The 23600-nt window shown below is 67.7% G+C and carries 20 protein-coding genes and 1 riboswitch; of the genes, 9 read left to right on the top strand and 11 right to left on the bottom strand.

Annotation, left to right across the window (positions count from 1 at the left end; all coding sequences use genetic code 11):
- Positions 1-8: 8 nt before the first annotated feature.
- Positions 9-491: a hypothetical protein gene (locus E2F49_RS07375; protein WP_133393205.1), complete on the top strand. Its 483-nt coding sequence runs from the start codon at positions 9-11 to the stop codon at positions 489-491.
- Positions 492-501: 10 nt separating this feature from the next.
- Positions 502-2199 (top strand): putative 2OG-Fe(II) oxygenase, encoded by a 1698-nt coding sequence (locus tag E2F49_RS07370; protein ID WP_133393204.1) that lies wholly within the window; start codon positions 502-504, stop codon positions 2197-2199.
- 646 nt (positions 2200-2845) lie between these two features.
- Here the strand turns inward: E2F49_RS07370 and E2F49_RS07365 are convergent.
- The 3 genes from E2F49_RS07365 to hslO form a co-directional block, all read right to left on the bottom strand.
- Positions 2846-5740 (bottom strand): TonB-dependent receptor domain-containing protein, encoded by a 2895-nt coding sequence (locus E2F49_RS07365; RefSeq protein ID WP_055249389.1) that lies wholly within the window; start codon positions 5738-5740, stop codon positions 2846-2848.
- Positions 5741-6008: 268 nt separating this feature from the next.
- Entirely contained in the window at positions 6009-6860 is an 852-nt protein-coding gene (locus E2F49_RS07360) for an XOO1806 family protein (RefSeq protein WP_055249386.1), read from the bottom strand.
- Between the two features lie 104 nt (positions 6861-6964).
- On the bottom strand, positions 6965-7867 hold the full coding sequence (gene hslO / locus E2F49_RS07355) for an Hsp33 family molecular chaperone HslO (RefSeq protein WP_133393203.1): 903 nt from the start codon (positions 7865-7867) through the stop codon (positions 6965-6967).
- Positions 7868-7925: 58 nt separating this feature from the next.
- Here hslO and mtgA point away from each other — a divergent pair, with 58 nt between their 5' ends.
- Together mtgA and E2F49_RS07345 are read left to right on the top strand one after the other, a co-directional pair.
- Positions 7926-8684: a monofunctional biosynthetic peptidoglycan transglycosylase gene (gene mtgA / locus E2F49_RS07350; protein ID WP_133393202.1), complete on the top strand. Its 759-nt coding sequence runs from the start codon at positions 7926-7928 to the stop codon at positions 8682-8684.
- Positions 8681-9649, top strand: coding sequence for a glycosyltransferase family 2 protein (locus E2F49_RS07345; protein WP_133393201.1), 969 nt, complete (start codon positions 8681-8683; stop codon positions 9647-9649). The genes mtgA and E2F49_RS07345 overlap by 4 nt, the downstream gene beginning before the upstream one ends.
- A 3-nt stretch (positions 9650-9652) precedes the next feature.
- Here the strand turns inward: E2F49_RS07345 and E2F49_RS07340 are convergent, their stop codons facing one another.
- The 6 genes from E2F49_RS07340 to E2F49_RS07315 all read right to left on the bottom strand — a co-directional run bounded on the left by E2F49_RS07340 (position 9653) and on the right by E2F49_RS07315 (position 16562).
- Entirely contained in the window at positions 9653-11635 is a 1983-nt protein-coding gene (locus E2F49_RS07340; RefSeq protein ID WP_133393200.1) for an AsmA family protein, read from the bottom strand.
- 74 nt (positions 11636-11709) lie between these two features.
- A complete protein-coding gene (locus E2F49_RS07335; protein ID WP_133393199.1) occupies positions 11710-12108 on the bottom strand; it encodes a hypothetical protein in 399 nt (132 codons plus the stop codon).
- 48 nt (positions 12109-12156) lie between these two features.
- Complete coding sequence (trhA, locus tag E2F49_RS07330) at positions 12157-12810, bottom strand: PAQR family membrane homeostasis protein TrhA (protein ID WP_133393198.1); 654 nt, start codon at positions 12808-12810, stop codon at positions 12157-12159.
- 75 nt (positions 12811-12885) lie between these two features.
- Positions 12886-14490 (bottom strand): peptide chain release factor 3, encoded by a 1605-nt coding sequence (locus tag E2F49_RS07325; RefSeq protein ID WP_133393197.1) that lies wholly within the window; start codon positions 14488-14490, stop codon positions 12886-12888.
- A gap of 72 nt (positions 14491-14562) precedes the next feature.
- Positions 14563-15465 carry a M23 family metallopeptidase gene (locus E2F49_RS07320; RefSeq protein ID WP_243713496.1) on the bottom strand — a complete coding sequence of 301 codons (903 nt, stop codon included), beginning with the start codon at positions 15463-15465 and terminating at the stop codon, positions 14563-14565.
- 8 nt (positions 15466-15473) lie between these two features.
- A complete protein-coding gene (locus E2F49_RS07315; RefSeq protein ID WP_133393196.1) occupies positions 15474-16562 on the bottom strand; it encodes an NHL repeat-containing protein in 1089 nt (362 codons plus the stop codon).
- Between the two features lie 119 nt (positions 16563-16681).
- Positions 16682-16811, top strand: a riboswitch (SAM riboswitch).
- Positions 16812-16910: 99 nt separating this feature from the next.
- On the opposite strand from E2F49_RS07315, the gene metX reads away from it, so the two are divergent.
- The 4 genes from metX (at position 16911) to E2F49_RS07295 (ending at position 21153) form a co-directional block, all read left to right on the top strand.
- Complete coding sequence (metX, locus tag E2F49_RS07310; protein WP_133393195.1) at positions 16911-17966, top strand: homoserine O-succinyltransferase MetX; 1056 nt, start codon at positions 16911-16913, stop codon at positions 17964-17966.
- Positions 17963-19201, top strand: coding sequence for an O-succinylhomoserine (thiol)-lyase (locus tag E2F49_RS07305; RefSeq protein WP_133393194.1), 1239 nt, complete (start codon positions 17963-17965; stop codon positions 19199-19201). Before metX ends, E2F49_RS07305 begins: the two co-directional genes overlap by 4 nt.
- Positions 19198-20280 (top strand): homoserine dehydrogenase family protein, encoded by a 1083-nt coding sequence (locus tag E2F49_RS07300; RefSeq protein ID WP_133393193.1) that lies wholly within the window; start codon positions 19198-19200, stop codon positions 20278-20280. Before E2F49_RS07305 ends, E2F49_RS07300 begins: the two co-directional genes overlap by 4 nt.
- A gap of 120 nt (positions 20281-20400) precedes the next feature.
- Entirely contained in the window at positions 20401-21153 is a 753-nt protein-coding gene (locus tag E2F49_RS07295; protein WP_208004830.1) for a DUF1521 domain-containing protein, read from the top strand.
- Between the two features lie 57 nt (positions 21154-21210).
- On the opposite strand, the gene E2F49_RS07290 is transcribed toward E2F49_RS07295, so the two are convergent.
- A complete protein-coding gene (locus E2F49_RS07290; RefSeq protein ID WP_133393192.1) occupies positions 21211-22593 on the bottom strand; it encodes an L-serine ammonia-lyase in 1383 nt (460 codons plus the stop codon).
- A gap of 49 nt (positions 22594-22642) precedes the next feature.
- Here E2F49_RS07290 and E2F49_RS07285 point away from each other — a divergent pair, with 49 nt between their 5' ends.
- On the top strand, positions 22643-22876 hold the full coding sequence (locus E2F49_RS07285; RefSeq protein ID WP_133393191.1) for a glutaredoxin family protein: 234 nt from the start codon (positions 22643-22645) through the stop codon (positions 22874-22876).
- A gap of 168 nt (positions 22877-23044) precedes the next feature.
- Here E2F49_RS07285 and E2F49_RS07280 read toward each other — a convergent pair whose 3' ends face one another.
- A complete protein-coding gene (locus E2F49_RS07280) occupies positions 23045-23599 on the bottom strand; it encodes a YceI family protein (RefSeq protein ID WP_133393190.1) in 555 nt (184 codons plus the stop codon).
- Position 23600: the final 1 nt, after the last annotated feature.

Here is a 23600-nt window from a genome sequence, read left to right as displayed (position 1 = left end):
TCCACCCGATGGAGACGCCGATGCGCGTTGCGTCGTTGCTGATTGTGTGGGGACTCGCGACACCACTCGCAGCTGGGGCGACCGAGGAAGCGCCGCATCCTTGCGCACGCGTGTCTGCGCCGGCCGAACGTCTCGCCTGCTACGACAAGGCGTTTCCACTTCCAGGGGAGGTCGTCGCCGCGGATGCGCAACAGGCGCAGGCGGGATTCGGCCTGACGCGTGGCCACGGACGGAAGGTAACGGGGGGAGGCGGCGGTATCGCGCAGGTGGCACCGGACCGCATCGAATCCCGCGTGGTGAGCGTGGCGCACGGGGGAGGCGGCCAGCGACGCTTCGAACTCGACAATGGACAGGTCTGGATGCAGGCGGACGCGAACAGCAACGGTCACGTCCGATCGGGCGACGTGGTGCAACTTCGCAATGGCGCGCTCGGCAGTTATCAGCTCAGAACGCCCAGCGGTGTGATGGTGCGCGTTCGCAGAGTCCGTTGAAGCGGCAGGCGTGACGCTGCTTTCCAGTTCGTTGAGCCCGTCCGAGGCAACGCGCTTTCGCAGTGCGATCGCATACCTGCAGGCAGGACAGTCCGCATCGGCATTGCGAATCGCCAGAGATCTGATCGCGCAGGCGCCGCGCGCTGCCGATGCCTGGCAACTTCTGGGGATGTGTCTTGCCGATACACGAATGCCTGGAGAGGCAGAGCGCGCATTCGAGCGGGCGCTCGCGCTGGCGCCCGGCAATGCGACTGTGCTTCGCAACTACGCCACGAGTTTCGCTCGCCTCGGGAAGGGCTTGCGCGCCGATACTCTGTACGAATCCGCAGTGCCGGTGTTGCGCAAGGCGCTTGCGCTCGCTCCGGACCTGGCGTCAACGTGGGTGGATCTGGGCGTCGCACTGAGGATGTCGGGGCGGATCGACGAGGCGTTGACCGCGTATCGGCGCGCCGAGTCGTTGCTGGATCCGGACAGCGCAGGCAGTCTTGCAGTCACCGACGCCATCACCGGCGTGCTTGCCGATTCCGGTCGAACAGACGAGGCGCTGGTGCATGCGCAGCAGCTTGTGGCCCGTCACCCCCGCATGACGTTTGCACACGAGACTTTGAGCAGACTGCTGCGAGAACACGGGGCCGAGCAAACACCGGACGAGGATCCATTCGGATCGTTTCTTGCCGCTGCCTCTGCTCAACCCGACAACCATGAGTTGCAGTTGGGACTCGCGCGCATGCTCTTGTCTGCCGAGCGCGCCGATGAGGCCCTGCACGTGCTGGATCGACTCAGGGGAGCGCTTGATGCGGCCGACCCTCTGCTGGACTGGTTCACCGCCGACGCTCTCGACATGCTCCACATGCCCGACCGGGCGGCACGTCTTTATGCAGCGGCCGACCGTAGCGGACTGGGCAAGATGCCGGCTTTTCTCAACGCCTACGCGCGACACGCGTTCCGCACCGGCACGTTCGATCTCGCCGAGGCCTTGGCCGGACGCGCGATCGGCGTCGAGCCGCACAATCAGGAAGCGTGGGCGCATCGGGGAACCGCATGGCGTCTCGCCGGCGATGCGCGCGAGGACTGGCTGTGCGATTACGACAGGCTGGTCGCGTATGTCGAGGTTCCCCCTCCGGACGGCTACCCGGATGCTTCGATATTCCTCGATGCGTTGACGGAGGCGCTCGCCAGGCTGCATGGCGCCAGCCGGGCGCCGATCAGCCAGAGTGTCCGAGGCGGCACGCAGACTGCGGGGCAGTTGTTCGGCCGTGACAATGAAGTGATCCAGGCGACCGAGCGTGCAACGCGTGCGGCGGTCGAAACCTGGCTCGCGGCATTGCCGAAGGACCTGCATCATCCATTTCTCGGGCGCAGAATGTCGAGCGTGCGTTGGGCAGGATCGTGGTCGGTCAGACTCAAGGCCTCGGGTCGCCACTCCAACCACATTCATCCGCAGGGCTGGGCAAGTTCGGCATTCCATGTATCGGTACCGTCAGGCGTCCGTGATGCGAATTCGCCTGCGCGAGATGGCTGGCTCCAGTTCGGGGCGCCTTTGGAGTCACTCGGTCTCGATCTCTCGCCGCGCCGGATGATCCGGCCGGCGCCCGGATACCTTGCGCTGTTTCCGTCCTACATGTGGCACGGCACGGTACCTTTCGATGCGCCCGAATCACGGCTGACAATCGCTTTCGACATGCAGCCCAACGAAAAAGCTGACTGACAACGGGTGATCTCGCGTGCGTCCATCGTCGAGCGCCGCCGGAACCCGTGACGGAGCGGCATCGGTCAGGGTGGTGCACCGCTCGCGTTGAGCGCAGTATGTGATGACCGGTCGACATCCATCCTCCTTCACCCGAGGTCTTTCGCATGCGTATCGAAGCTTTCGGTTGTTCACGGTCTCTTCGGCCTGGTCCCTTTGCTCCGGTTGGGGAGCGGTCGCGCCGCGCCGTTGTGGCTTCGGGGGCGCTGATGGCGTGTCTGGCGTTCTCGGGGCAGGTCAGCGGCCAGGCGCCGCCGCCTGAGAGCCCGGCGGCGACAGAGGCACTGCCTGCTGACGTACCGGCAAGCAATGAGAAGATCTGTCGCTATGAAGATGTGACCGGCAGTCGGATGCGAAAGCGGGTGTGTCACACGGCGGAGCGCTGGGAAGCGCGGGAACGCCAGTCGAAGGCTATGGTGCGTGAGTTGGACGACAAGCCGGTGCGAGGCTACACGCACGAACTTTGACTGGAGAGATACCACGCGTCAGCGTGCTGGCCAGGGCGCGCGCCTGCGGGGACTGGGCGGGAAGCTGCAAGTTGGATGCTGCGGTGTGAAAAAAGGGGCAGGCCAGTGGCCCGCCCCTTTTTGACGACGTTCGATGCAAGTCAGAACTTCAGCGAGACGCTGCCGAAGAAGTACCGGCCGGCCTGATCGTAACCGCCCAACGCGTTGGCATTCGCCGCCAGACCGCTGTCGCCCACGAACGGCGGCTCCTTGTCGAGGACGTTGTTGACACCGAGAGAAATCACGGCAGGTCCGAAATTCACACTGCCGTTGAGATCGAGGTAGCTGTACGAAGGCACCCCGTTCTCGATCCAGATAACGCCGTCCTGGATCGTGCTGCCGTCGACGTCCTTGTAGTCCATCTCGCCAACATAGCGCCAGCGTAGACCGAGCGCATAGCGATCCCACGAATAACGGGCAGCAGCAACGTGACGCCACTTCGGCGTCTGGCAGCCATAGGTGTCGTTCACCAGTCCCTTGCAGTCGAAGCCGGTGCTGGGCTCGGAATCGAGCGTCTGGGTGTAGTCCTTGAGAACGTAATTGCCCCCCAGCGTGGTGGTCAGCCGGCCCGGGCCCACCGTCATCGCATAGCTTGCGGCCAGATCCAGACCCGAACGCTTGAAGATGCCGATGTTGTCCTGCAGGTTGTTGATGTTGCCCGTCCCGGGATCCGAGGCCTGGCCGATCCAGAGATCGTAATCGCCGGAGCGCGCGTCGCGGTTGATCCGATCGCAGTACAGGCCCTGTTCCATGCAGAGAATCTGGATGGTGTTGTAGCCGATACCTGCGATCGCCCCTTCGATCTCCACGCTGTACCAGTCGAGCGAGAGGTTGAGGTCCTCGATGGGCTCGATGGCGAAGCCGACTGTGTAGGTGTCTGCGACTTCAGGCGCGAGGCTGGGATTGCCGCCGGTGATGTTGTTGTACTGGTTGGCCGGATTGCTCGGCACATTGCCGTATACCGAAAGCGGAACGCCCGTGCGCGCGCATTGCTCGGCGGTGTAGCTGGGATTCGGGCCCGCGCACAGATCGGTGCCGCCCGTGTTGAGTGCGATGCGTTGCGGGTAGTAGAGGTCGTTGAGGCTGGGCGCACGGACGGCACGATTGTAGCCAGCCCGTACGAGGAGCTTGTTGTCGAGGAACGAGCTGCTCAGGCCGAGCTTGTAGGTGTCGTAATTTCCCGAGGTATCGTCATCCGAATACCGGTAGCCGAGCGATGCATCCAAGCGGTTGAAGGCGCCAGTGCCGACGTAGATGGGGAGCGCAGCCTCCAGGAAGAAGTCGTTCACGGTATTCGACGCATTCACCGGCAGGTTGGCTGCACCGGCGCCGGCGAAATTGCCTGCTGCCGAATCGCCGTCGTACTCGGTTTCATACGAGTAGTCGCGACGCTCCATACCGAACGCCAAGCCGATCTCCTCTCCGTCGGCAGTCGGGAAACCGAATCCGAGATAGCCATTGGCTTCCGCGGAGAAGGCGCGATAGCTCGTCTTGTAGATACTGAAGCTGGTACCTGCCATCGCATCTGCCGCTTCCTGGCTGATGTTGTTGTTCCAGATGTCGTACAGCGTGCAGCCGGCGAAGGTGCCGTAGACCGGATCGGTACAGCCGAGCGCGGCCGCGGCGATGCGGCTGTTGAGGAAATCGTTCTTGCCGATATCGATGGTCTTGGTCTTGCCGGACAGCAGTGACACGTCGTAGGTCCAAGACGAGTCGAAGAACGCACCGCGTACACCGGTGGTGATGCGGTGGCTGGTGTCGTCGCTCAGATGGATGCGTGGACCGCCTTCGACATTGCGCTTGTAGAGCGTGACGCGTGCTTGAGGCGTGGTGACCCCGGTGTCCGCGCAGAGCGTGCCGATCAGCGGATTGTCACAAGCCACGTTGACCGGTACACCGAAGGCGCCGGACTCGGCGATCTGCTGGTCCGAACTGCGTTCCAGGAACAACGCCTCGATGTAGGGCTCGAAATGCTCGTTGATTTCGAAGCTGCCCATGAAACCCGCCGTCACGCGCTTGTCGGGCCGCTGATAGAAATTGATCGGCGCGTAGTTGTAGAGCGGGAAACCATTCTCGTAGCCACTGCCGTTGTAGACAAAGTTGTTGTCGGTTCCCTGCGGCCACGGGACGACGGCGCCGTTCGCGAACTGATTGACGAGGAACCGGCCTGGATCTGCGGTGCCAGAGCCGCCGCATACGGGTGCGTCGAAATACACCGCACAGCTGGAGTAGTCGCGCTGGCCTTGAAAAAGCGCTTCGTTCTCGCGCCAGGTCAGCCAGCCAACCGCGTGGCCCCTGTTGTCGGCGAAGCTGCCGCCGAGCACGACTTCCGCGTTGCGGCTGATGCCGTCGAAGCCGGAGTTGCCGGTGGGATAGTCGAATCCACTTTCTTCATTGAGGGCCTGGATCGCACGGTTGTCGTTGTTGTGCTGATAAGCCGAATAGCCGAGGTTGAAGCTGGCGCCTTCGAACTTGTCGTCCAGGACGAAATTCACGACGCCGGCGACGGCGTCGGCGCCGTAAACAGCGGATGCGCCGCCTGAAAGAATGTCGACACGGCGGATGAGCGCGGCGGGCACGATCGAAGGATCGGTGACTTCGTTCCGGCTTGCCGGCAGGCGGCGACCGTTGACCAGCGTCAAGGTGCGCTGCGGACCCAGGCCACGCATGGAGATGGTGGCGTGACCGAACGACCCGTTGTTCTCGAAATTGTCGAAACTGAGGTCGATCTGCGGCGACTGGTTCACAAGATCCTCGACCGTGGTCGCGCCGTAGGTGGTGAACTCTTCGCCGCTGATTTCCGTGATCGGACTTGATGCGGTGAACGTCTGACTCTTGATGCGCGAACCGGTGACGGTGATCGTGTCGAGATCGGTTGCGGTTGTGGAACCTTGCGCCTCCTGCGCGAATGCAGTGCTCGTACCGGCCATCCCGGTTGCGCCTGCGATGAGCGCGATGGCAATCGCGTCCCGCAGCTTGTTGGTCTTCAAGCTCATCTCTCTCTCCAGAAGATTCGTAGGATTCCCCCCGCCCTCACCGCGCTCGCGACGTCAAACGACGCGCCAAAAACGGCAAGGTGGACCGATCCTAGCGTCGCCTGACTGGAAATTAAAGACTTGTTACGAGCGCGCGCTGTGCTCGATGCACAGCATTGCCTCCCGGCAATCGCTTGCGGGACGTCGATTTCGATGTGTCGGCAGGTCTCAGCGGCCGCGCGCCGCTGCGATTTCCAGGGACTTGCGGAAGGTTCCGACCTGAAGCGGCCTACAGATCCTGCTGATACCGGATATACGGCACCGCGCCCTCGTCGTCCGCGTTCTCGGTCATCTTCGAGAACGGGTTCTTGCCGCGGGTGATGACGTTGTCGGCGCCCACGGTGAGCTGGCCGCTCCAGGGCGTGCGCCAGCTGACGCCGAGGCCGACGCCTTCCCACTTGGGGAGGCCTGGCGTGTCGACGACCTGGCCGACGATGTTGGCACTGAAACGGCCGATGCCGCCGCCGACGCTGAGGCTGCGGCTCGTCCAGTGGTCGCTGAGGTTGGCCGGCGCCGCGGCACTGGGGATCAGCGTGGCCTTGGCCAGGGTGCCGGCGAGCGAGACATAGGCGTCGTCACCCACATCCTTCTTGGCGAACACGGTGAGATCGTGCACGTCGACCTCGCCAGCCGAGGCGGCGCGCGAGGGACTGAGCCAGGCGGGCAGGGTCTCGCGGCCTTCGCCGAAGCTCAGACCGACCCCGCCGCCCGGGCGGCTCATGCTGGCCGTCGCGCTGGCGCGGCGGTTGCCCGATGTGCCGTCGCCGACCGAGGCCAGCTGGCAATTGCGGGCAAGGCTGCTGACCGCGCCGTTGAAGCTGCTGCCCGGGCTGCAGAGCAGGGCGAGGGAACTGCCGGCCTCCAGGCCGAACGCGGCGTCGAACTGGTTGTCGCCGAAACGCCAGCGACGGCTGGCCGGGTTCGCACTCGCCGGCTCGAGGACCAGGAACGCTTCGACCTTGCCGGAGGTGTCGAGCACGGGCAGCACGGTCTGGTTGCGCTTTTCCTGCGCAGACGCGCCCGAGGCCGCCGCGAGGGCAAGGCCGAGAGCAAGCATCAGGCGCGTGACGGGCAGTCGCATGGCCGTGTGACCCGGTCCGTTCCGGGAAGTTCCCCTATCGTTCGATCCGTGACTCTAGAGCGTTTATGTTTATTTAACAATCCTGCAGGCGACCCAATCGCGACTCACTGCAGCCGGTCTGCCGCTTCGACATCGGGGACCGGCGTGTCGAGCAAGGTTTCGACCTCTTCGCCAGTGAACGCGTACGCGGTGCCGCAGAACTCACAGACCACGCGCGCTTCGCCGTCGACGACCGCAGCACGCGCCTCCTCGGCGCCCAACGAGACCAGCATCGCCTCGACCCGGGCCCGAGAGCAGGAACAGCCAAACGCCAGTGGTTTCTCCCCGAGCACCTGCGGGGCGTCTTCCGGGAACAGACGCGTAAGCAGCGTTTCGGTAGGCCATCGGAGCAGTTCATCCGTCGACAGGGTGTCAAACAGGGCGCCGACGCGATTCCAGCCATCGTCGTCGCCGGTGTCGCCCGGCAGCTTCTGCACCATCAAGCCGGCGGCGCGGTCGCCGTCGACGGCCAGGAGCACGCGCGTGGGCAACTGCTCGGACTGGCGGAAGTAGTCCTCGAAAGCCTCCGACAGGGAGCCCGACGTCAGCGCGACGAGACCCTGGTAGCGGTTGGGCTCACGATTGGGCGACGGATTCTCGATGGTGATCGCGAGCATCGCCTCGTCGCCGAGCGCGCGCAGATCGCGTGACACGTCGCTGCCGTCGCCGTCGTACCGGGCGATGCCGCGGATCGTGCCGGCGGCGGTGCACTCCGCGAACAGGGTGCGCAGCGGACCGGGCGCGCGCAATTGCACCGACAGCCGCCCGTCGACCTTGGCGTGTCCGGTGAACAGCGCCGAGGCGACGCAGGCTTCGCCCAGCATTTCGTCGACAGCCGCGGGGTAGGGGCCGTTCGCGCGCACGGCCTGCCAGGCCTCGTGCAGGTGCACACGCACGCCCCGCACGCCGGCGGTCTGCAGCAGGAAGCGGGAGAGGCGGTCGCTGTCGGGCTGTTCGATGTCGGTCATGTCGGCTCGCAGGGGATTTCGATTGGCGATGTCGGGGGCGCCCGATAGAGTGGCCGCCATGGAGCATCCGGATTCCCCACATGGGGGCGGCCACGCCGCCCCGCAAGCGCGCCCGTCGTTCGTCCGGCGTTGGCTGAAGCGGCTTTGCTGGCTCGCGGTGCTGGCCATCGTGCTGCCGATCCTGCAGGTGCTGGTGCTGCGGTTTGTCGATCCTCCGTTCTCGAGCTTCATGGCGATCCGCCAGATCGAGGCCTGGACCGGCGGGGAGCGCGACTTCCATCTCTATTACCAGTGGCGCGATCTCGACCGGATCGCACCATCGCTGCCGGTGTCGGTGATCGCCGCCGAAGACCAGAACTTCGCCCGGCACCGCGGCTTCGATCTCGATGCGATCGAAAAGGCCCGCGCGCACAACGCGCGTGGCGGCCGCATGCGCGGTGCCAGCACGATCAGCCAGCAGACCGCCAAGAACCTGTTCCTGTGGAGCGGCCGCAGCTGGTTCCGCAAAGGGCTGGAGGCCTACTACACGCTGCTGATCGAGACGCTATGGCCGAAGACACGGGTCCTCGAGGTCTACGTCAACGTCGCCGAATTCGGTGACGGCATCTACGGCGCGCAGGCCGCGGCGAAGCGCCACTTCGGCAAGGACGCGGCGCGCCTGGGCGCAAACGAAAGTGCGCGCCTGGCCGCGACGCTGCCCAGCCCACGCCGCTACAGCGCATCGCGGCCCGGGCCGTACGTGCAGCGTCGCGCGCAATGGATCCAGCGCAACGCGCGCCAGATCGGCGGCGAGGCGTATCTGGAGTCGCTGCGATGAGCGTGCAGCGCCTGACCATCGTGGTCGCGGCCTTCGACGAGGCGCGCGCGCTGCCGGTGCTGCATCCGCGCATCGCCGCGGTGATGGACGTGCTGGCGGCCGACGGACTCGAGGCGCGTGTGCTGTACGTCGACGACGGCAGTGGCGATGCGACCTGGGAGGTGATGCAGGGCCTGGCCGCAGGCGATGCGCGTGTGGCGCTGCTGCGGCTGTCGCGCAACTTCGGCAAGGAGATCGCGCTGACCGCCGGTCTGGATCTTGTGACCGAAGGCGCGGCGATGATTCTCGATGCCGACGGGCAGGACCCGCCGGAACTGATTCCCCGGTTCGTCGCACATTGGCGCGCGGGTTTCGACGACGTCCACGGCACGCGCTTGAGCCGGGACGGCGAGAGCTGGCTCAAGCGGTCGACTGCCCATTTGTTCTATCGCGTGATGCAGCGTCTGGCCAAGACGCCGATGCCGGCCGATACCGGCGACTACCGCCTGCTGTCAGAGCGCGCACTCGCCGGACTGCGGCAGCTGCGCGAGCGACACCGCTTCATGAAGGGCCTGTTCGGCTGGGTCGGGTTCAACCGGATCGCCGTGCCGTATGCGCGCGAGCGACGCATCGCCGGCCGCACCAAGTTCGGCTTCTGGCGGCTGTGGAATTTCGCGCTCGACGGCGTGACCAGCTTCTCGACCGCGCCCTTGCGCCTGGCGACCTACGTCGGCGTGCTCACGGCCTGCGGCGCGTTCGCGTTCGCGTTGTACGTGATCGCCAAGGCGATGATGTACGGCGACCGCGTTGCCGGCTGGCCGACGATGATGGCGGTCATCCTGTTCCTCGGCGGGGTGCAGCTGGTCGCGCTGGGCGTGATCGGCGAGTACCTCGGACGGTTGTACGAGGAGTCCAAGCAGCGTCCGCTGTATCTGGTCAGCGCTTGGCATCCGGCGCCCGGGCCGGGCGTCTTGGCGGATCGCTGATCCCTACTTCGCGTAGGGGCCGCCGCAACCGCTGTCTTCGCCGCCGCCGAGTTCCAGCGTCGCGAGCAGGGCGGCCGGGGGGGTGATCGTGCCCAGCGCGATCGCGATCGCCCCGCGCAGGCCCAGCCGCGCGAGGTCGGGCCGGAAGCTCGGATCGGCGAAGGTGCCGCCGATCGTCAGCGGCGTGCGCAGGGCGAGGAAGCTGCGATCCTTCGGACGCGGCTTGAGCAGCAGGTCGAGCTGTTCCTCGCGCAGGTTGATCGTGCCTTCGCCGATGATGATCGTGTCGGTGGTGTCGAATGCGAACGCGCGCGTCTGCATGACACCGCGCTGCACACCGAAGTCCGCGAACGCGCAGCGCACCGGAATCTGCTTGTCCTTGCCGATCAGATATTTCAGCGCCTCGTAGATGTCGATGCCGGCCAGCTCGACCAGCAGGTTGCTCACGCGCCCGGCGCCCATGCCGACGGCAACATCGCCGTTCGCCGTGCCGAGCATCGCGGCCACCGAATTGCCCGTACCGCCCAGATTGAAGTCGCCGCCGATGCGACCGACCGCGTCACCGGCCAGCGTGTCGGGCGGGAAGAGGCCGCCGAGACTGATCCGGCGCACGGACGCCTGCAGGCGCGTGTCGATGGTGTCCTGACGGGCGTCGAGCTGGATGTTCGAGCGGATCGTGCCGTCGGCGACGCCGAAGTTCAGCGGCTCGAGACGCAGCAGGCCGGCATCGAGCTTCAGATGCGCGTCCATGTCGTCGATCGGCAGGCTCGGCGCGTTGATGCGCTGCGCGCGCAGACGCACATCGGCATCCATCGACCGGAGCTTGGTCAGGTCATAGGGCGTGTCGGGGAGCACGCGACCTTTGGCCGCGAGCGCACGTTCGCGCTCCACGAGCTCGGGATCGAGCGCTTCGCCGTTGTCGGCATCGGGCGTGCCGCCGACGAAGCCGGCGAGATCGTCGAAGTCGAGACGCCTGGAGACCAGATCGGCCTTGAGAAACGGGCGGTCGCGTCCCAGCGTCACCGCGGCCGAGCCGTTGAGATCGCTCTGACCGACCTTGCCGGTGAAGCCGTCGTAGTGCCAGGTGTTCGTGGCCGCGTCGCGGGTCAGGCGGCCGTCGAGCGCATAGGGCGGCGTATCGGGCAGGGCAACGCCGACAAGCGGATACAGATCCGCCAGGTTGCGGCCGGACAGCCCGAACTGCAGATCGAAATCGCGCAGCTGGAACGGTGCGACCAGCGCGCCGCGCACGTGCGCGCGGGTTGCCCCCGCGCGTGCGCGCAGGTCGATGCGATAGGGCTTGTCGGTGTCCTGCAGCGCCAACGGCGATTCGGCCATGCCTTCGAGGGTGAAACGGTTGCCCGTCCAGCTGCCGCCGCCTTCGATGGCGATGGCAGGCGCGGCATCTTCGCCGCCGCGTGATTCGCGACTCGACAGGCGCACATCGATGTCGGTCTGGCCGGGAACATCGAGAAAGCGCAGGCGCCCATCCTCGACCCACAGGCGGCGGATCTGCGGCGGCGGGCCGTCGCCTCCGTCGCCGAACGCGATGTCCCAGTTGCCCGGGCCGCCGTCGGGATCGGTCTCCAGCCGCAGGATCGGCTTCACCAGCCGGATTTCGGGCAGACGGACCTCGCGCTTGAACAGCAGCGGGAAGACTTCGAACTGGATTTCCAGCCGTTCGACCGATGCCATCGTCTGCGACTCGGACCAGTCGGCATTGGCGAACCGCAACGCATCGGCGCGCACGGTGGTCGTGCGGCCCAGATCCACGTCGAGGTCGCCACCGATGACGAGCGCGCGGCCGGTGCGCGCTTCGACGATGCGTTCGACCGGTCCCTTGAACCAGTTCCAGTCCCACAACAGGATCAACAACACGATCGCGACCAGCAGGACGAGTGCCCCGATGCGCAACGGCCGCGAGGATGCGAGGCCTTGCAATCGCGGATGTCTCGGGGTCGTGGCGGTCGTCGGTGTCGGCGTCATGGCGGGTCCTTGTGCAAGGCCACCATCGACGCGCTCCGGTCAAATACGGGTGAACATTCCGTTGCGCGAAGCGCTCAGTCCACGGTCTCGGGCGTGTCGGTTTCGAGCCCTGCGACCGAGCAGCGCACGGTGCGGCCGTTGTCCTGCGAGAGTTCCGCGCCGTCGTCGCTGGTGACGAAGCGCAATCCGACTTCCGACCAGACCGGCGGCTTGCTGCCGCGGATCACGCCCAGATTGACGATGCGCCCGTCGGTCATCCGCAAGCGCGCGAAGCGACCGTCGCGGATGATCTCGACCACCGCCGCGCCAGGGCAGTCGTAGCGCGCGGTCACCGTTTCCGGCGCAGGCGGAAGCGCGGGTGCGGCGGGCGGTGCGGGCGCAGCAGGCGCGGGCGGCGCAGGCGGTGCGTCGGGTGTACAGGCCGACAGTGCGAGCGTGCCGGCAACGAGAACGGAAACGGATATGCGTCGCATGCGAAAACCCCGCGTGGCTTCGAAGGTGGACATCATGCGCCCGCGCGCTCAACGCGCTGGCACGACCTGCGCCAGCACCGCCACGTAGTGGCAGACGCTGCCGCCGATGCAAAACAGGTGCCAGATCGCATGCGCGTACGGAATCGAATCGCGCATGTAGAAGAAGGTGCCCAGCGTATAAAACAGGCCGCCGGCGATGATCCAGCTCAGCGTCCAGGTATCGAGGGCGGCGGCGACCGGGCCGATGGCGATGACCACCAGCCAGCCCATCGCCACGTAGATCGCGGTCGACAGGCCGCGGAAGCGCCCGGTGTAGAATAGCTTGAACACCACGCCCGCCAGCGCCAGCGTCCAGATGGTGCCGAACAGCCACCAGCCCAGCGTGCCGCGCAGGCCGATCAGCGTGAACGGCGTATAGGTGCCGGCGATCAGCAGGTAGATCGCGCAGTGGTCGAAGACCTTGAGCCGGCCCTTGGCGACCGGGTGGTTTATCGCGTGATAGAGCGTGGACGCCAGGTAAAGCAGCAGCAGCGAGACGCCGAACACGATCGACGCGCCGAGCTGCCAGCCGTTGCCGTACAGCGCCGCGAGCGTGATCAGCACCGCGCCGCCGGCCAGGGCCGCGGTTGCGCCCAGGCCATGGGTCAGGGCGCTGGCGAGTTCTTCGCGCTTCTGGCGCAGCGTGAGGGCAGGGGCGTTCATCGGCGTCCGGTGGGGGAAGGGACGCCGTCGATTATGGCCGGATGCCGACGTCCTGTCAGACGCCGGCCGTCATGCTCAAGCGGCCGACACCGCGTGCGCATGCTCGCGCGTGGCGAGGAACTCCACGCCCGGCGCGCGTTCCTGTGCCAGCTGCAGGTTCACGCGGGTCGGCGCCAGATAGACCAGCTGGTCGGCAGCGTCCACGGCGAGGTTCATGGCGTTCTTGTCGCGGAACTCTTCGAGCTTCTTCGCATCGGTGCAGCGGATCCAGCGCGCCGTATTGACCTGCACTGGTTCGAACGAGGCATCCACGCCGTACTCGTCCTTCAGGCGATAGGCCACCACGTCGAACTGCAGCACACCGACCGCGCCAAGGATCAGGTCGTTGCTCATCAGCGGCTTGAAGAACTGCGTCGCGCCTTCCTCCGACAGCTGTGCCAGGCCCTTCTGCAGCTGCTTGAGCTTGAGCGGATCGCGCAGGCGCGCGCGGCGGAACAGTTCCGGCGCGAAGTTCGGGATGCCGGTGAAGGCGATGTTCTCGCCCTCGGTGAAGGTGTCGCCGATTGAGATCGTGCCGTGGTTGTGGATGCCGATGACATCGCCCGGATAGGCCTCGGCGGCGATCTCGCGATCGCTGGCCATGAAGGTCAGCGCGTTGGCGAGCTTGAGCGGCTTGCCGGTCCGCGGGTGGAAGGCCTTCATGCCCGCCTCGAAACGACCCGAACACACGCGCATGAATGCCACGCGGTCGCGGTGCATCGGGTCCATGTTCGCCTGGATCTTGAACACGAAGCCGGTGAGCTTGTCTTCCTGCGGCGCGACTTGGCGCGTGGTCGTCTCGCGCGGCTGCGGCGGCGGTGCATGCTCGACGAAGAAGTCGAGCAGCGGCTGCACGCCGAAGTTGTTGACGCCCGAGCCGAAGAACACCGGCGTCTGGGTACCGGCGCGGTAGGCCTCGAGATCGAAGGGATGGCTGGCGCCCTGCACCAGTTCCAGTTCGTCGCGCAGGTTGGCCAGCATCTGCTCGCCGATTTTCTCGGCCAGGCCCGGTGCGTCGATCGACGGGAAGATCGTCGAATCCTGGCGCGTGAAGTTGCGGCCCGGCTCGTAGAGATGCACTTCGCCGCTGACCAGATGCACCACCCCCTTCAGGCGCTGGCCCATGCCGATCGGCCAGGTCACCGGCGCGCACTGGATGCCGAGCACGGTCTCCACTTCGTCGAGCAGGTCGATCGGGTCCTTGCCCTCGCGGTCGAGCTTGTTGATGAAGGTCATGATCGGCGTGTCGCGCAGCCGGCAGACCTCCATCAGCTTGATCGTGCGTTCCTCGACGCCCTTGGCGACGTCGATGACCATCAGCGCGCTGTCCACGGCGGTGAGCACGCGATAGGTGTCCTCGCCGAAGTCGGCGTGGCCGGGCGTGTCGAGCAGGTTGACGATGCGGCCCTCGTAGGGGAACTGCATCACCGAGCTGGTCACCGAGATGCCGCGCTCCTTCTCCAGTGCCATCCAGTCGGACGTCGCATGGCGCGCGGCCTTGCGGCCCTTGACCGAGCCGGCCATCTGGATCGCGCCGCCGAACAGCAGCAGCTTTTCGGTCAGCGTGGTCTTGCCGGCGTCGGGATGCGAAATGATCGCGAACGTGCGGCGGCGGGAGCTTTCGGAAGCGACGTCGGACATGCGGGCGCGCACGCGGGACGTGCGGTCTCGGGAATCGGGGAACCGGCGATTATACGCCGCCGTGCGGCCGGCTCAGGGCGCAGCTGGAGCAGCGTCCTGCGGGAACGTCGTGAAGCGCAGTGGGCCGTCCGGCCCCGACATCCGGAACGCCAGCGATTCGAGCCGCATGCCGCGGTTGGCCTGCACCACGAAGTGCAGATGCGGCGCGGTGCTCAAGCCGGTATTGCCCGAAAAGCCGATGATCGTGCCGCGCAGCACGCGCGTGCCGGGGGCGACGACGACGCCGCCCTTCTGCAGGTGGGCGTAGAGCGCCATCGTGCCGTCGTCGTGAAGAATGCGGATGAAGTTGCCGCGAACGCGATCGTCGGCGGGATCGAAGGCGAGCCGGGGGTCAAGACGGGCCGTGGCATCGGCGGCGACCTGCATCGCCAGACCGTCGCGCGCTGCCAGCACCGGTGTGCCGGCGGGCACGGCGAAATCGACCGCGTGCCGGTTCTCGGCATCGTCGTGGCTGAAACCGCCGCCGTAGCCCTGGGTGATCCGCACCGGTGCGTCGCGCAGCGGATACAGATACTCCACGTTGCGCGGCCGCGGATTCGGCAGACCGGGCACCGCCGGCAGGCGCAGCCGTGCGCCGGGTGCGTCGGTGCCCAGGCGCGCGAGCAGCACGCGTCCGCCGGCGGGCACCGTAGTACGGACCGGCAACGCCGGATCGGCGCGCGGCGTCGGGCCTTCGGCGAGCAGGGTGACTTCGACCGGGCCGGCCAGCGAATTCACCGCGGTTGCTTCGGTCGTGCCGCCGCGCGTCCGCAGTTCGAGCGAGACGTGGGGCATTCGCCCGGCATCGCCGGCGTCGGCGCGAACCGCGTCCGCAACGGGAGACACGCCGGGCCAGGCGCCGGACGAGGGGGTCTGCGCCTGTGCGATGCCCATGCAGGCGATCGGGACGAGCGACCACCACCGGAACACACGCACGCGGCGGCTCAGTGCGTGCAATCGGGATCGAGCCGCAGCGCGGTGGCGATGTCGCGCAGATCGAATGCGACCACCGCGGCATCGTCGTCGACGGCGAATAGGGCACCTGCAGGAAACCGCGCGGTCGGCGAGGCGTGCAGGGCGACGCCGTCTGTGGCTGCGGTCCGCGCGCCGCTGAAGCTGCCCGCCGGCGAGAGATCGTCACGCGCGAACAGGCGGAACACGGTGCGCGGGCGCAACTGGTCGGCAGCGACCCAATAGCCGCCGTCGATGCTGCACGACCAGAGCGCGACGCCCTCGGGCTCCGCGTTGAACGTGCCGGCAGGCAGGGCGCGCCCGGTGTAACGGCCGTCGAGCGTGTAAGCATGCAGCGTGGCGCGATGGCGCAAATCCTCGTCGGCGACGAGTACGCGATCGTGCGCGGGATCACCAGCGATGGACTCGACGATGCGCAGCGCGGTCTCCGGATCGGTCGAACCGTAGGTGCCCAGCGCGGTGACCTTGGACGTGCCGCCGGCGTGATGCTCGAAGCGGTAGCGGCGCACGCGCTGGTCGAGCGTGGCGATGTCCGGAATCTGCTGGAAGTCGGGCCCGTCCATGAAGCTGTCGGTGACGTGGACTTCGTAGGTGTCGGGTGCGGTCTCGTGTACCCACAGGCCATAGGGGCTGCGCAGTTCCGGCATGCCGAATGCGGCGATCGAGCGGAACGTCGGCAGCTCCAGCACCTGCACGCGTCGGCTGTCGCGCTCAGCGACGAAGACGAGGTCGCCATGCACCGCGATGCCATTGGGCCGGTCGAACTGGCCCGGCAGTCGCCCATGTGTACCGACGCTGCGCAGGGCGGCGCCGGTGTCGGCATCGAACACGCGCAACTGGTGTGCGCGCTTGGCAGTCGCGATCAGCCAGGTGGCGCCATCGGGTGCCGGCCAAGTGGCAAGCGAGTCGAGCCCGTCATCCGGTTGCGAGGGCGAATGCCAGGCCTCCGCGATGACCGGCGCGTCGACGTTGCGCGCGGCGACCGGTGTTGCATGCGGTGGCGGCGGGGTGGTGGCGCAGCCGGCGAGCAGGGCGGCTGTGATCAGGAGGGCGATGCGCATGGGTCGGATTATGCAAGCGCGGTGCGTGATGCCCGCTTCCGGTTGCACTGGAAATCAATCCATCTCTCCATGCGAATGAAGCGATTGACATCCGCGAAAGCCGCTGGCAACCTGCGCGACATCCATCGAGATCCGGCGGAGGGACAGGCCCTTTGATGCCGGGGCAACCTGATGGGACCCGCGCTTGCCGCGGCGTCCATCGCGGTGCCAAGTCCTGCGGGGACCTGCGAGTCCACCGGAAGATGGTGATGCGGCATCGGCCCACGTCGATGGCGTGTTCCGCCCCGAGGCGGCTTCCGGCACTCCCCGCGCGACGCGATGGCACCGTCCATCCGGAAATCCCGCGCCATGAGTCTCGTCGACACCGCCGTCCACCGCTCCGACGCCACGCCCGAGCCGGGCTGGGTAATCCCAGGTCCCACCGGTCGGCGAACAACGCCTGCATGCGTGCGTGGCGAGCACGCGATCGTGCTGCAGACCCGCCACGCCGGCGCGCGCCGCGTCACGCTGCGCTACGAACTGCAGGGTGCGCCCGGCGCGCCGGTCGTCTTCGTCGCCGGTGGCATCTCCGCGCATCTGCATCTCGCTGCAAACGATGCGGACACTTCGGCCGGCTGGCTCGACGACCTGGTGGCCGAAGGCCGCACGCTCGATCCGGCCCGGGTCCGTCTGCTTTCCTTCGATTTCGTCGGCGCCGACGGCACGTTCGATGCGCCGATCGACACCGCCGACCAGGCCCATGCAATCGCTGCGCTGCTCGACGCGCTCGGCATCGACTACCTGCACGCGTTCGTCGGGTACTCCTACGGCGCGCTGGTCGGCCTGCAGTTCGCGGCCCGCCACGCCACGCGCGTGCAGCGCCTGGTCGCGGTCAGCGGCGCGCATCGCGCGCACCCGTATGCCGCCGCGTGGCGCGCGCTGCAGCGTCAGGCCGTCGCGCTGGGCCAGCTGCAGTGCGCCGATGCTCAAGGCCTGTCGCTGGCGCGGCAGTTCGCGATGCTCAGTTACCGCACCCCGGAAGAATTCGCCGAGCGCTTCGACGCCGCACCCGAAGTGGTCAACGGCCGCGTGCGCGTCGCCGCCGAGGATTATCTGGATGCCGCCGGCGCTCGTTACGTCGCGCGCACGCCGGTCACCGCGTGGCTGCGCCTGTCCGAATCGATCGATCTGCACCGCGTCGACCCGCGCGAGATCCGCGTGCCGACGACTGTCGTCGCCGTCGAGGGCGACCGCATCGTGCCGCTGTCCGATGCGGTGACGCTGCTCGAAGGCCTGGGTCCGCACGGCCAGCTGCGCGTGTTGCGCTCGCCCTACGGCCACGACGCCTTCCTCAAGGAAACCGACCGCATCGACGCCGTGCTGGCCACCGCACTGCGCGCCCCCATCTCCGGAGAAGCTGCATGAGCACCTACGCCCCCACCGCCGCCTGTCAGCCCGCTACCCGCGCCGTGCGTGCCGGCATCGATCGCGATCCGGCCTTCGGCGCGGTGACGCCGCCGCTGGTGCTGTCGAGCAACTTCAGCTTCGAGGGATTCGGCCAGAAGCGGCAGTACGACTACACCCGGAGCGGCAATCCCACGCGCGACCTGCTGGGCGAAGCCCTGGCGGGACTCGAAGGCGGCGCGGGCGGTGTGGTCACCTCGACCGGCATGGCCGCGATCACGCTGGTGCTCAACGCGCTGCTGGAGCCGGGCGATCGTCTGGTCGTGCCGCACGACGCCTATGGCGGCAGCTGGCGCCTGTTCGATGCGCTGGCACGCAAAAGCCATTTCGAGCTGGTCACCATCGACTTCACCGATGCGCGCGCGTTGACCGATGCACTGGCGATGCGGCCGAAGCTGGTGCTGATCGAAACGCCGTCCAACCCGCTGCTGCGCATCACCGACCTGCGCTTCGTCATCGAGGCCGCGCATCGCGCCGGCGCACTGACGGTCGTCGACAACACCTTCCTGTCGCCGGCACTGCAGCGCCCCATCGAATTCGATGCCGACGTGGTGCTGCATTCGACGACCAAATACATCAACGGCCACAGCGACGTGGTCGGCGGCGCCGTGATCGCGCGCGATGCCGAGGTGCACGCGAAACTCGCGTGGTGGGCCAACGCGCTGGGCATCACCGGCGCGCCCTTCGACAGCTTCCTGACCCTGCGCGGCCTGCGCACGCTCGATGCGCGCCTCCGCGTGCATCAGGAGAACACCGCCGGCGTGGTCGCGTTGCTGGACGCGCATCCGGCCGTGGCGCGCGTGCTGTATCCGGGGCTGACCTCGCATCCCGGGCATGCGATCGCCGCGCGTCAGCAGTCGGGCTTCGGCGCGATGCTGTCCTTCGAACTCGCCGGTGCGCCGGGCGTGGCGCAGGACGATGTGGTGCGCGCCTTCGTCGAGGGACTGGCGCAGTTCACGCTGGCCGAGTCGCTGGGCGGCGTGGAAAGCCTGATCGCGCATCCGGCGACGATGACCCACGCGGCGATGACGCCGGCGGCACGCGCGGCGGCCGGCATCTCCGACGGCCTGCTGCGCCTGTCGGTCGGCATCGAGGCGCTGGACGATCTGCTGGCCGATCTCGAAGCCGCTCTGGACCGTGCGACCGCGGTGCTCGATGGCGCCCTGCGTCCCGCACGCGCCGGAGTCGAGGCATGAGCGCGGTGGTCTCCCTGCGCAGCAACCGGCGCGCGCAGCCGGCACCAGCACGCCTCGCGTTGCTCGGCACCGGCACCGTCGGCTCGGCCTTCGTCGCGCGCTACGCGCGGCTCGCCGCGCAGGGTGTCGCGCTGCCGGAGATCGCCTGGCTGTGCAATTCGCGCACCCAGGTCTCCGGCGGCGACGATCTGCACGCCGCGCTCGAACAGGCGCGTGGCGCGGCCCGCAAGCGCGGCGGATTTCCGCCGTGGGCGGAAGGCGAGAGTCCGAGGCCGGGCGACATCATCGTCGACGCGACCGCAAGCGAAACCGTCGCCGACTGGCATCCCGAATGGCTGACGCGTGGCGTGCACGTGGTCACCGCGAACAAGCTCGGCACCGGGGGGGATCTGGGGCGCGCGCTGGCGATCGGCGACGCGCGTGCGACCGGCGGTCGCTACGGCGACAGCGCGACCGTCGGCGCCGGCCTGCCGCTGCTGCGCAGCCTGCGCGCGCTGATCGACGGCGGCGACCGCATCCACGCGATCGAAGGCGTGCTGTCGGGCTCGCTGGCCTGGCTGTTCGGCCGTTACGACGGCAGCCGGCCCTTCTCGGCGCTGGTGCGCGAGGCGCGGAATGCCGGCTACACCGAGCCCGATCCGCGCGTGGACCTGTCGGGCGAGGACGTGCGCCGCAAGCTGCTGATCCTCGCGCGCGCGGCGGGCATCGCCCTGCCGGCGCACGAGGTCGAGGTGGCCTCGCTGGTGCCTGCGGCCCTCGCGGCCGTCGGCGAGGACGCGGTCGACGCTGCACTCGACGCGCTCGATGCCGGCCTGTTCGCCCGTCATGCCGCCGCGCGCGCGGCCGGCGAGCGTCTGTGTTTCGTCGGCCGCTTCGAGGTGGGCGGTCGCGCGCAGGTCGGACTGCGGTCGCTGCCTGCCGATCATCCGCTGTGCGCGGGCAGCGGCACCGACAACCGCGTGGCGATCCACAGCGACCGTTACGCGGATCACCCGCTGGTGATCCAGGGACCGGGCGCCGGCGCCGAGGTCACGGCCGCCGCCCTGCTCGACGACGTACTGTCGATCGGCAGCCGCTGAAGGCGGATCGGAGATTCCCCACTAGGGGTAGCCCCAGATGGGGTGCGCCCCGATGTCGCGCGGTGGATCGCCGCGCTGGAATGGCGACATTCAGTTTCCATCCAGCCCAGGGGACCACCCGTGACCGACACCCTCAGCGTTTCCGTTTCCGTCAACATTTCAGGACAGTTGCCGGCCATGCAGAGTTCGGCGAGCACACAGCGCACCGGCGACGGCCGCGTGCAGTTCGAGAACGACAACTACCGCATCACCGCCGGCGACAACGACGAGGTCATCGTCTTCAACAAGGGCACGGGTGAGAACTACCGCATCTGGGGCGACCCCCATGTGGAAATCGACGGCAAGCACGCGTTCGATTTCTGGGGCCAGACCACGTTCCAGCTCGACGACGGCACCAAGGTCACCATCGAGACCACGCCGTGGGCGCAGGGCGGCGACGGCGCGACCGTGGCCTCGGTGGTGACCATCACCGACGGCGACTACGGCGTGCAGATCAGCGGCGTGGACAGCAACACCCACGGCGACCTGTCGTTCCAGGAATTCGCCGGTGGCGGTCGCGTGCTCGATGCCGCGGTGCGTGACGGCAACGTGCTGCTGGAGAACGAGAACGGCAGCGGCTTCATCGCCGTCGACCGCAACGGCAACATCCAGAACGTCGACCAGGCCTTCATTCTCGCCACCGACGAACTGAAGAACGGCGGCCCGGACTTCCTCGCGCACTTCGCCGAGATCTTCTCGTTCTTCACCGGCCTGATGTCGATCGGCTTCAGCGGCGGCCTGGCGCTCGGCAGCGACAACCCGAACCGCGATCCCGCGCCGGAGGCCCGGCCGGTGCCGTGGCAGTTCAGCCTGACGCTGTCGATCAGCGCCTGATCCACTGCTGCGCGTGTCGCCGACGGCGTGCCGCATCCGCGGCGCGCCGTTCGCGCATCAGCACTCGATGACGTTGACGGCCAGGCCGCCGCGCGAGGTTTCCTTGTACTTGTCGCGCATGTCGCGGCCGGTGTCGCGCATGGTCTTGATGACCTTGTCGAGGCTGACCTTGTGCTTGCCATCGCCGCGGAAAGCCATGCGCGAGGCGTTGATCGCCTTGACCGCGCCCATCGCGTTGCGCTCGATGCACGGAATCTGCACCAGGCCGCCGATCGGATCGCAGGTCAGGCCGAGGTTGTGCTCCATGCCGATCTCGGCCGCGTTCTCGATCTGGCTGGGCGTGCCGCCCAGCGCGGCGGTCAGACCGGCAGCGGCCATCGAACAGGCCACGCCGACCTCGCCCTGGCAGCCGACCTCGGCGCCGGAGATCGAGGCGTTCTCCTTGTAGAGAATGCCCACGGCCGCCGCGGTCAGCAGGAAATCGAACACGCCCTGTTCGGTGGCGTTCGGAATGAAGCGGTCGTAGTAGTGCAGCACCGCGGGCAGGATGCCGGCCGCGCCGTTGGTCGGCGCAGTCACGACCCGGCCGCCGGCCGCATTTTCCTCGTTGACCGCGAGCGCGTAGAGGTTCACCCAGTCGAGCGTCGTCAGCGGGTCGCGCATCGCGGCCTCGGGCTTGGACGACAGCTCGCGGTACAGCGCCGGCGCGCGCCGGGTCACGTGCAGGCCGCCGGGCAGGGTGCCGGTCTCGCGGATGCCGCGCGCCACGCAGGCCTGCATCGCCTGCCAGATCTCGCGCAGGCCGGCGCGGATCTCGTCCTCGCTGCGCCAGACCTTCTCGTTCTCGAGCATCAGGCGCGCGACGCCCAGGCCACTGTCCTGCGCGCGGGCGATCAGCTCGTCGCCGCTGGCGAAGGGATAGGGCACATCGGTCGTGTCGGCGACGATGCGGTCTTCCGCGGCCTCGTCCTCGTTGACCACGAAGCCGCCACCGACCGAGTAGTAGTCGCGCGTGGCGATGACCGCATCATCGGCGGCGTAGGCGGTGAAGCGCATGCCGTTGGTGTGGAAGGGCAGCTTCTGGCGCTTGTTCATCACCAGGTCGCGCTTCTCCTCGAAGTCGATCTCGTGGCTCCCGCCCAGCCGGATGCGCCGGGTGCCGCGGATGCGTTCGAGCGCGGCGGGAATGATGTCCGGGTCGATGGCATTGGGCATGTGGCCTTCCAGGCCCATCATCACCGCCTTGTCGGTGCCGTGGCCGCGGCCGGTCAGCGCCAGCGAGCCGAAGACCTCGGCGCGGATGCGCGTGACGTCCTGCAGGCGGCCGGGCACCTCCAGCCAGCGGCGCACGAAGCGCGCACCGGCGCGCATCGGCCCGACGGTATGCGAGGAACTCGGCCCGATGCCGATCTTGTAGAGGTCGAAGGTGCTGACTGCCATGCGGCTATTCTACGGCCCGACCCCGCACTCCGACCTGACGAGACGCGGCATGACAGCGCCCCATCCGATCCTGTACCAGCGCGACGACTGCCATCTGTGCGATCTCGCGCTGGCGGTGCTGGCGGCGGCCGGTGCGCCCGACTTCGAGAGCGTCTTCATCGATGACGACATTGCGCTTGAGGCGCGCTACGGCAGTCGCGTGCCGGTATTGCGGGGCCTTGATGGGCGCGAGCTGGACTGGCCGTTCGATGTGGAGGCAGTGCGCGGGGTTCTGCACTGCTGAGGCTTTCGGGTTTCGTGTCAGGCGATCGGGCAAACGCGGTCGGCCTGGGCGCCTGCCGGGTACCGTGCCCGGTCGCGGCCCGATATCCACCTGGTGGTCACGGCATCCGGCCGGCGCCGGATGCGTCTGCATTGTCTGATCCGAGAACGGGGCGTGCGCGCTTCCCGCTCAGTTCGCCGGCTGCAGATAGACCCGGGTGCTGACCGCGATCTCGTTCGAGATGGTGCCGGTATCGGCCCATTCGCCGCCGCCGACGCCGAAGTCCAGGCGGCGCACGGTGGCGCGGCCCGACAGCAGCGGGCGGGTGCCCGGCGTCCAGGTGAAGGTCAGCGTGACCGGCTTGCGCACGCCGCGCAGTTCGAGCGTACCGTCCGCGGCGTACTGGCCATTGCCCAGATCGCGGAAGCCGCTGGCGGTGTAGGTGGCCTGGGCGAATTTCGTCGCATCGAAGAACGCGGCGCCGCGCATCTCGGTGTCGTAGTCATCGTTCTGCGTGGTCGCGGTGGCGATCGGAATCGTCACCGACAGCTTGCCGGCCGCAGGATTCGCGGGATCGAAGCTGACGGTGGTGCGGAAGCCGGGAAAGGTGCCGGAGAACGTCTCGCCCTGGTATTTGCCGGCGAAGGCCAGCGAGGAACCGGGCGCCTGCGTGTAATCAGCGGCGAAGGCGGGCAGCGACAGGGTGGCGGCGAGGCCGGCGGCGAGCACGAAACGCATGCGCATG

The sequence above is a fragment of the Luteimonas terrae genome (assembly GCF_004358165.1).
Classification (GTDB): domain Bacteria; phylum Pseudomonadota; class Gammaproteobacteria; order Xanthomonadales; family Xanthomonadaceae; genus Luteimonas; species Luteimonas terrae.
The sequence above is the reverse complement of the archived record's forward strand: the minus strand, read 5'-3'. Positions and strand labels throughout refer to the sequence as shown.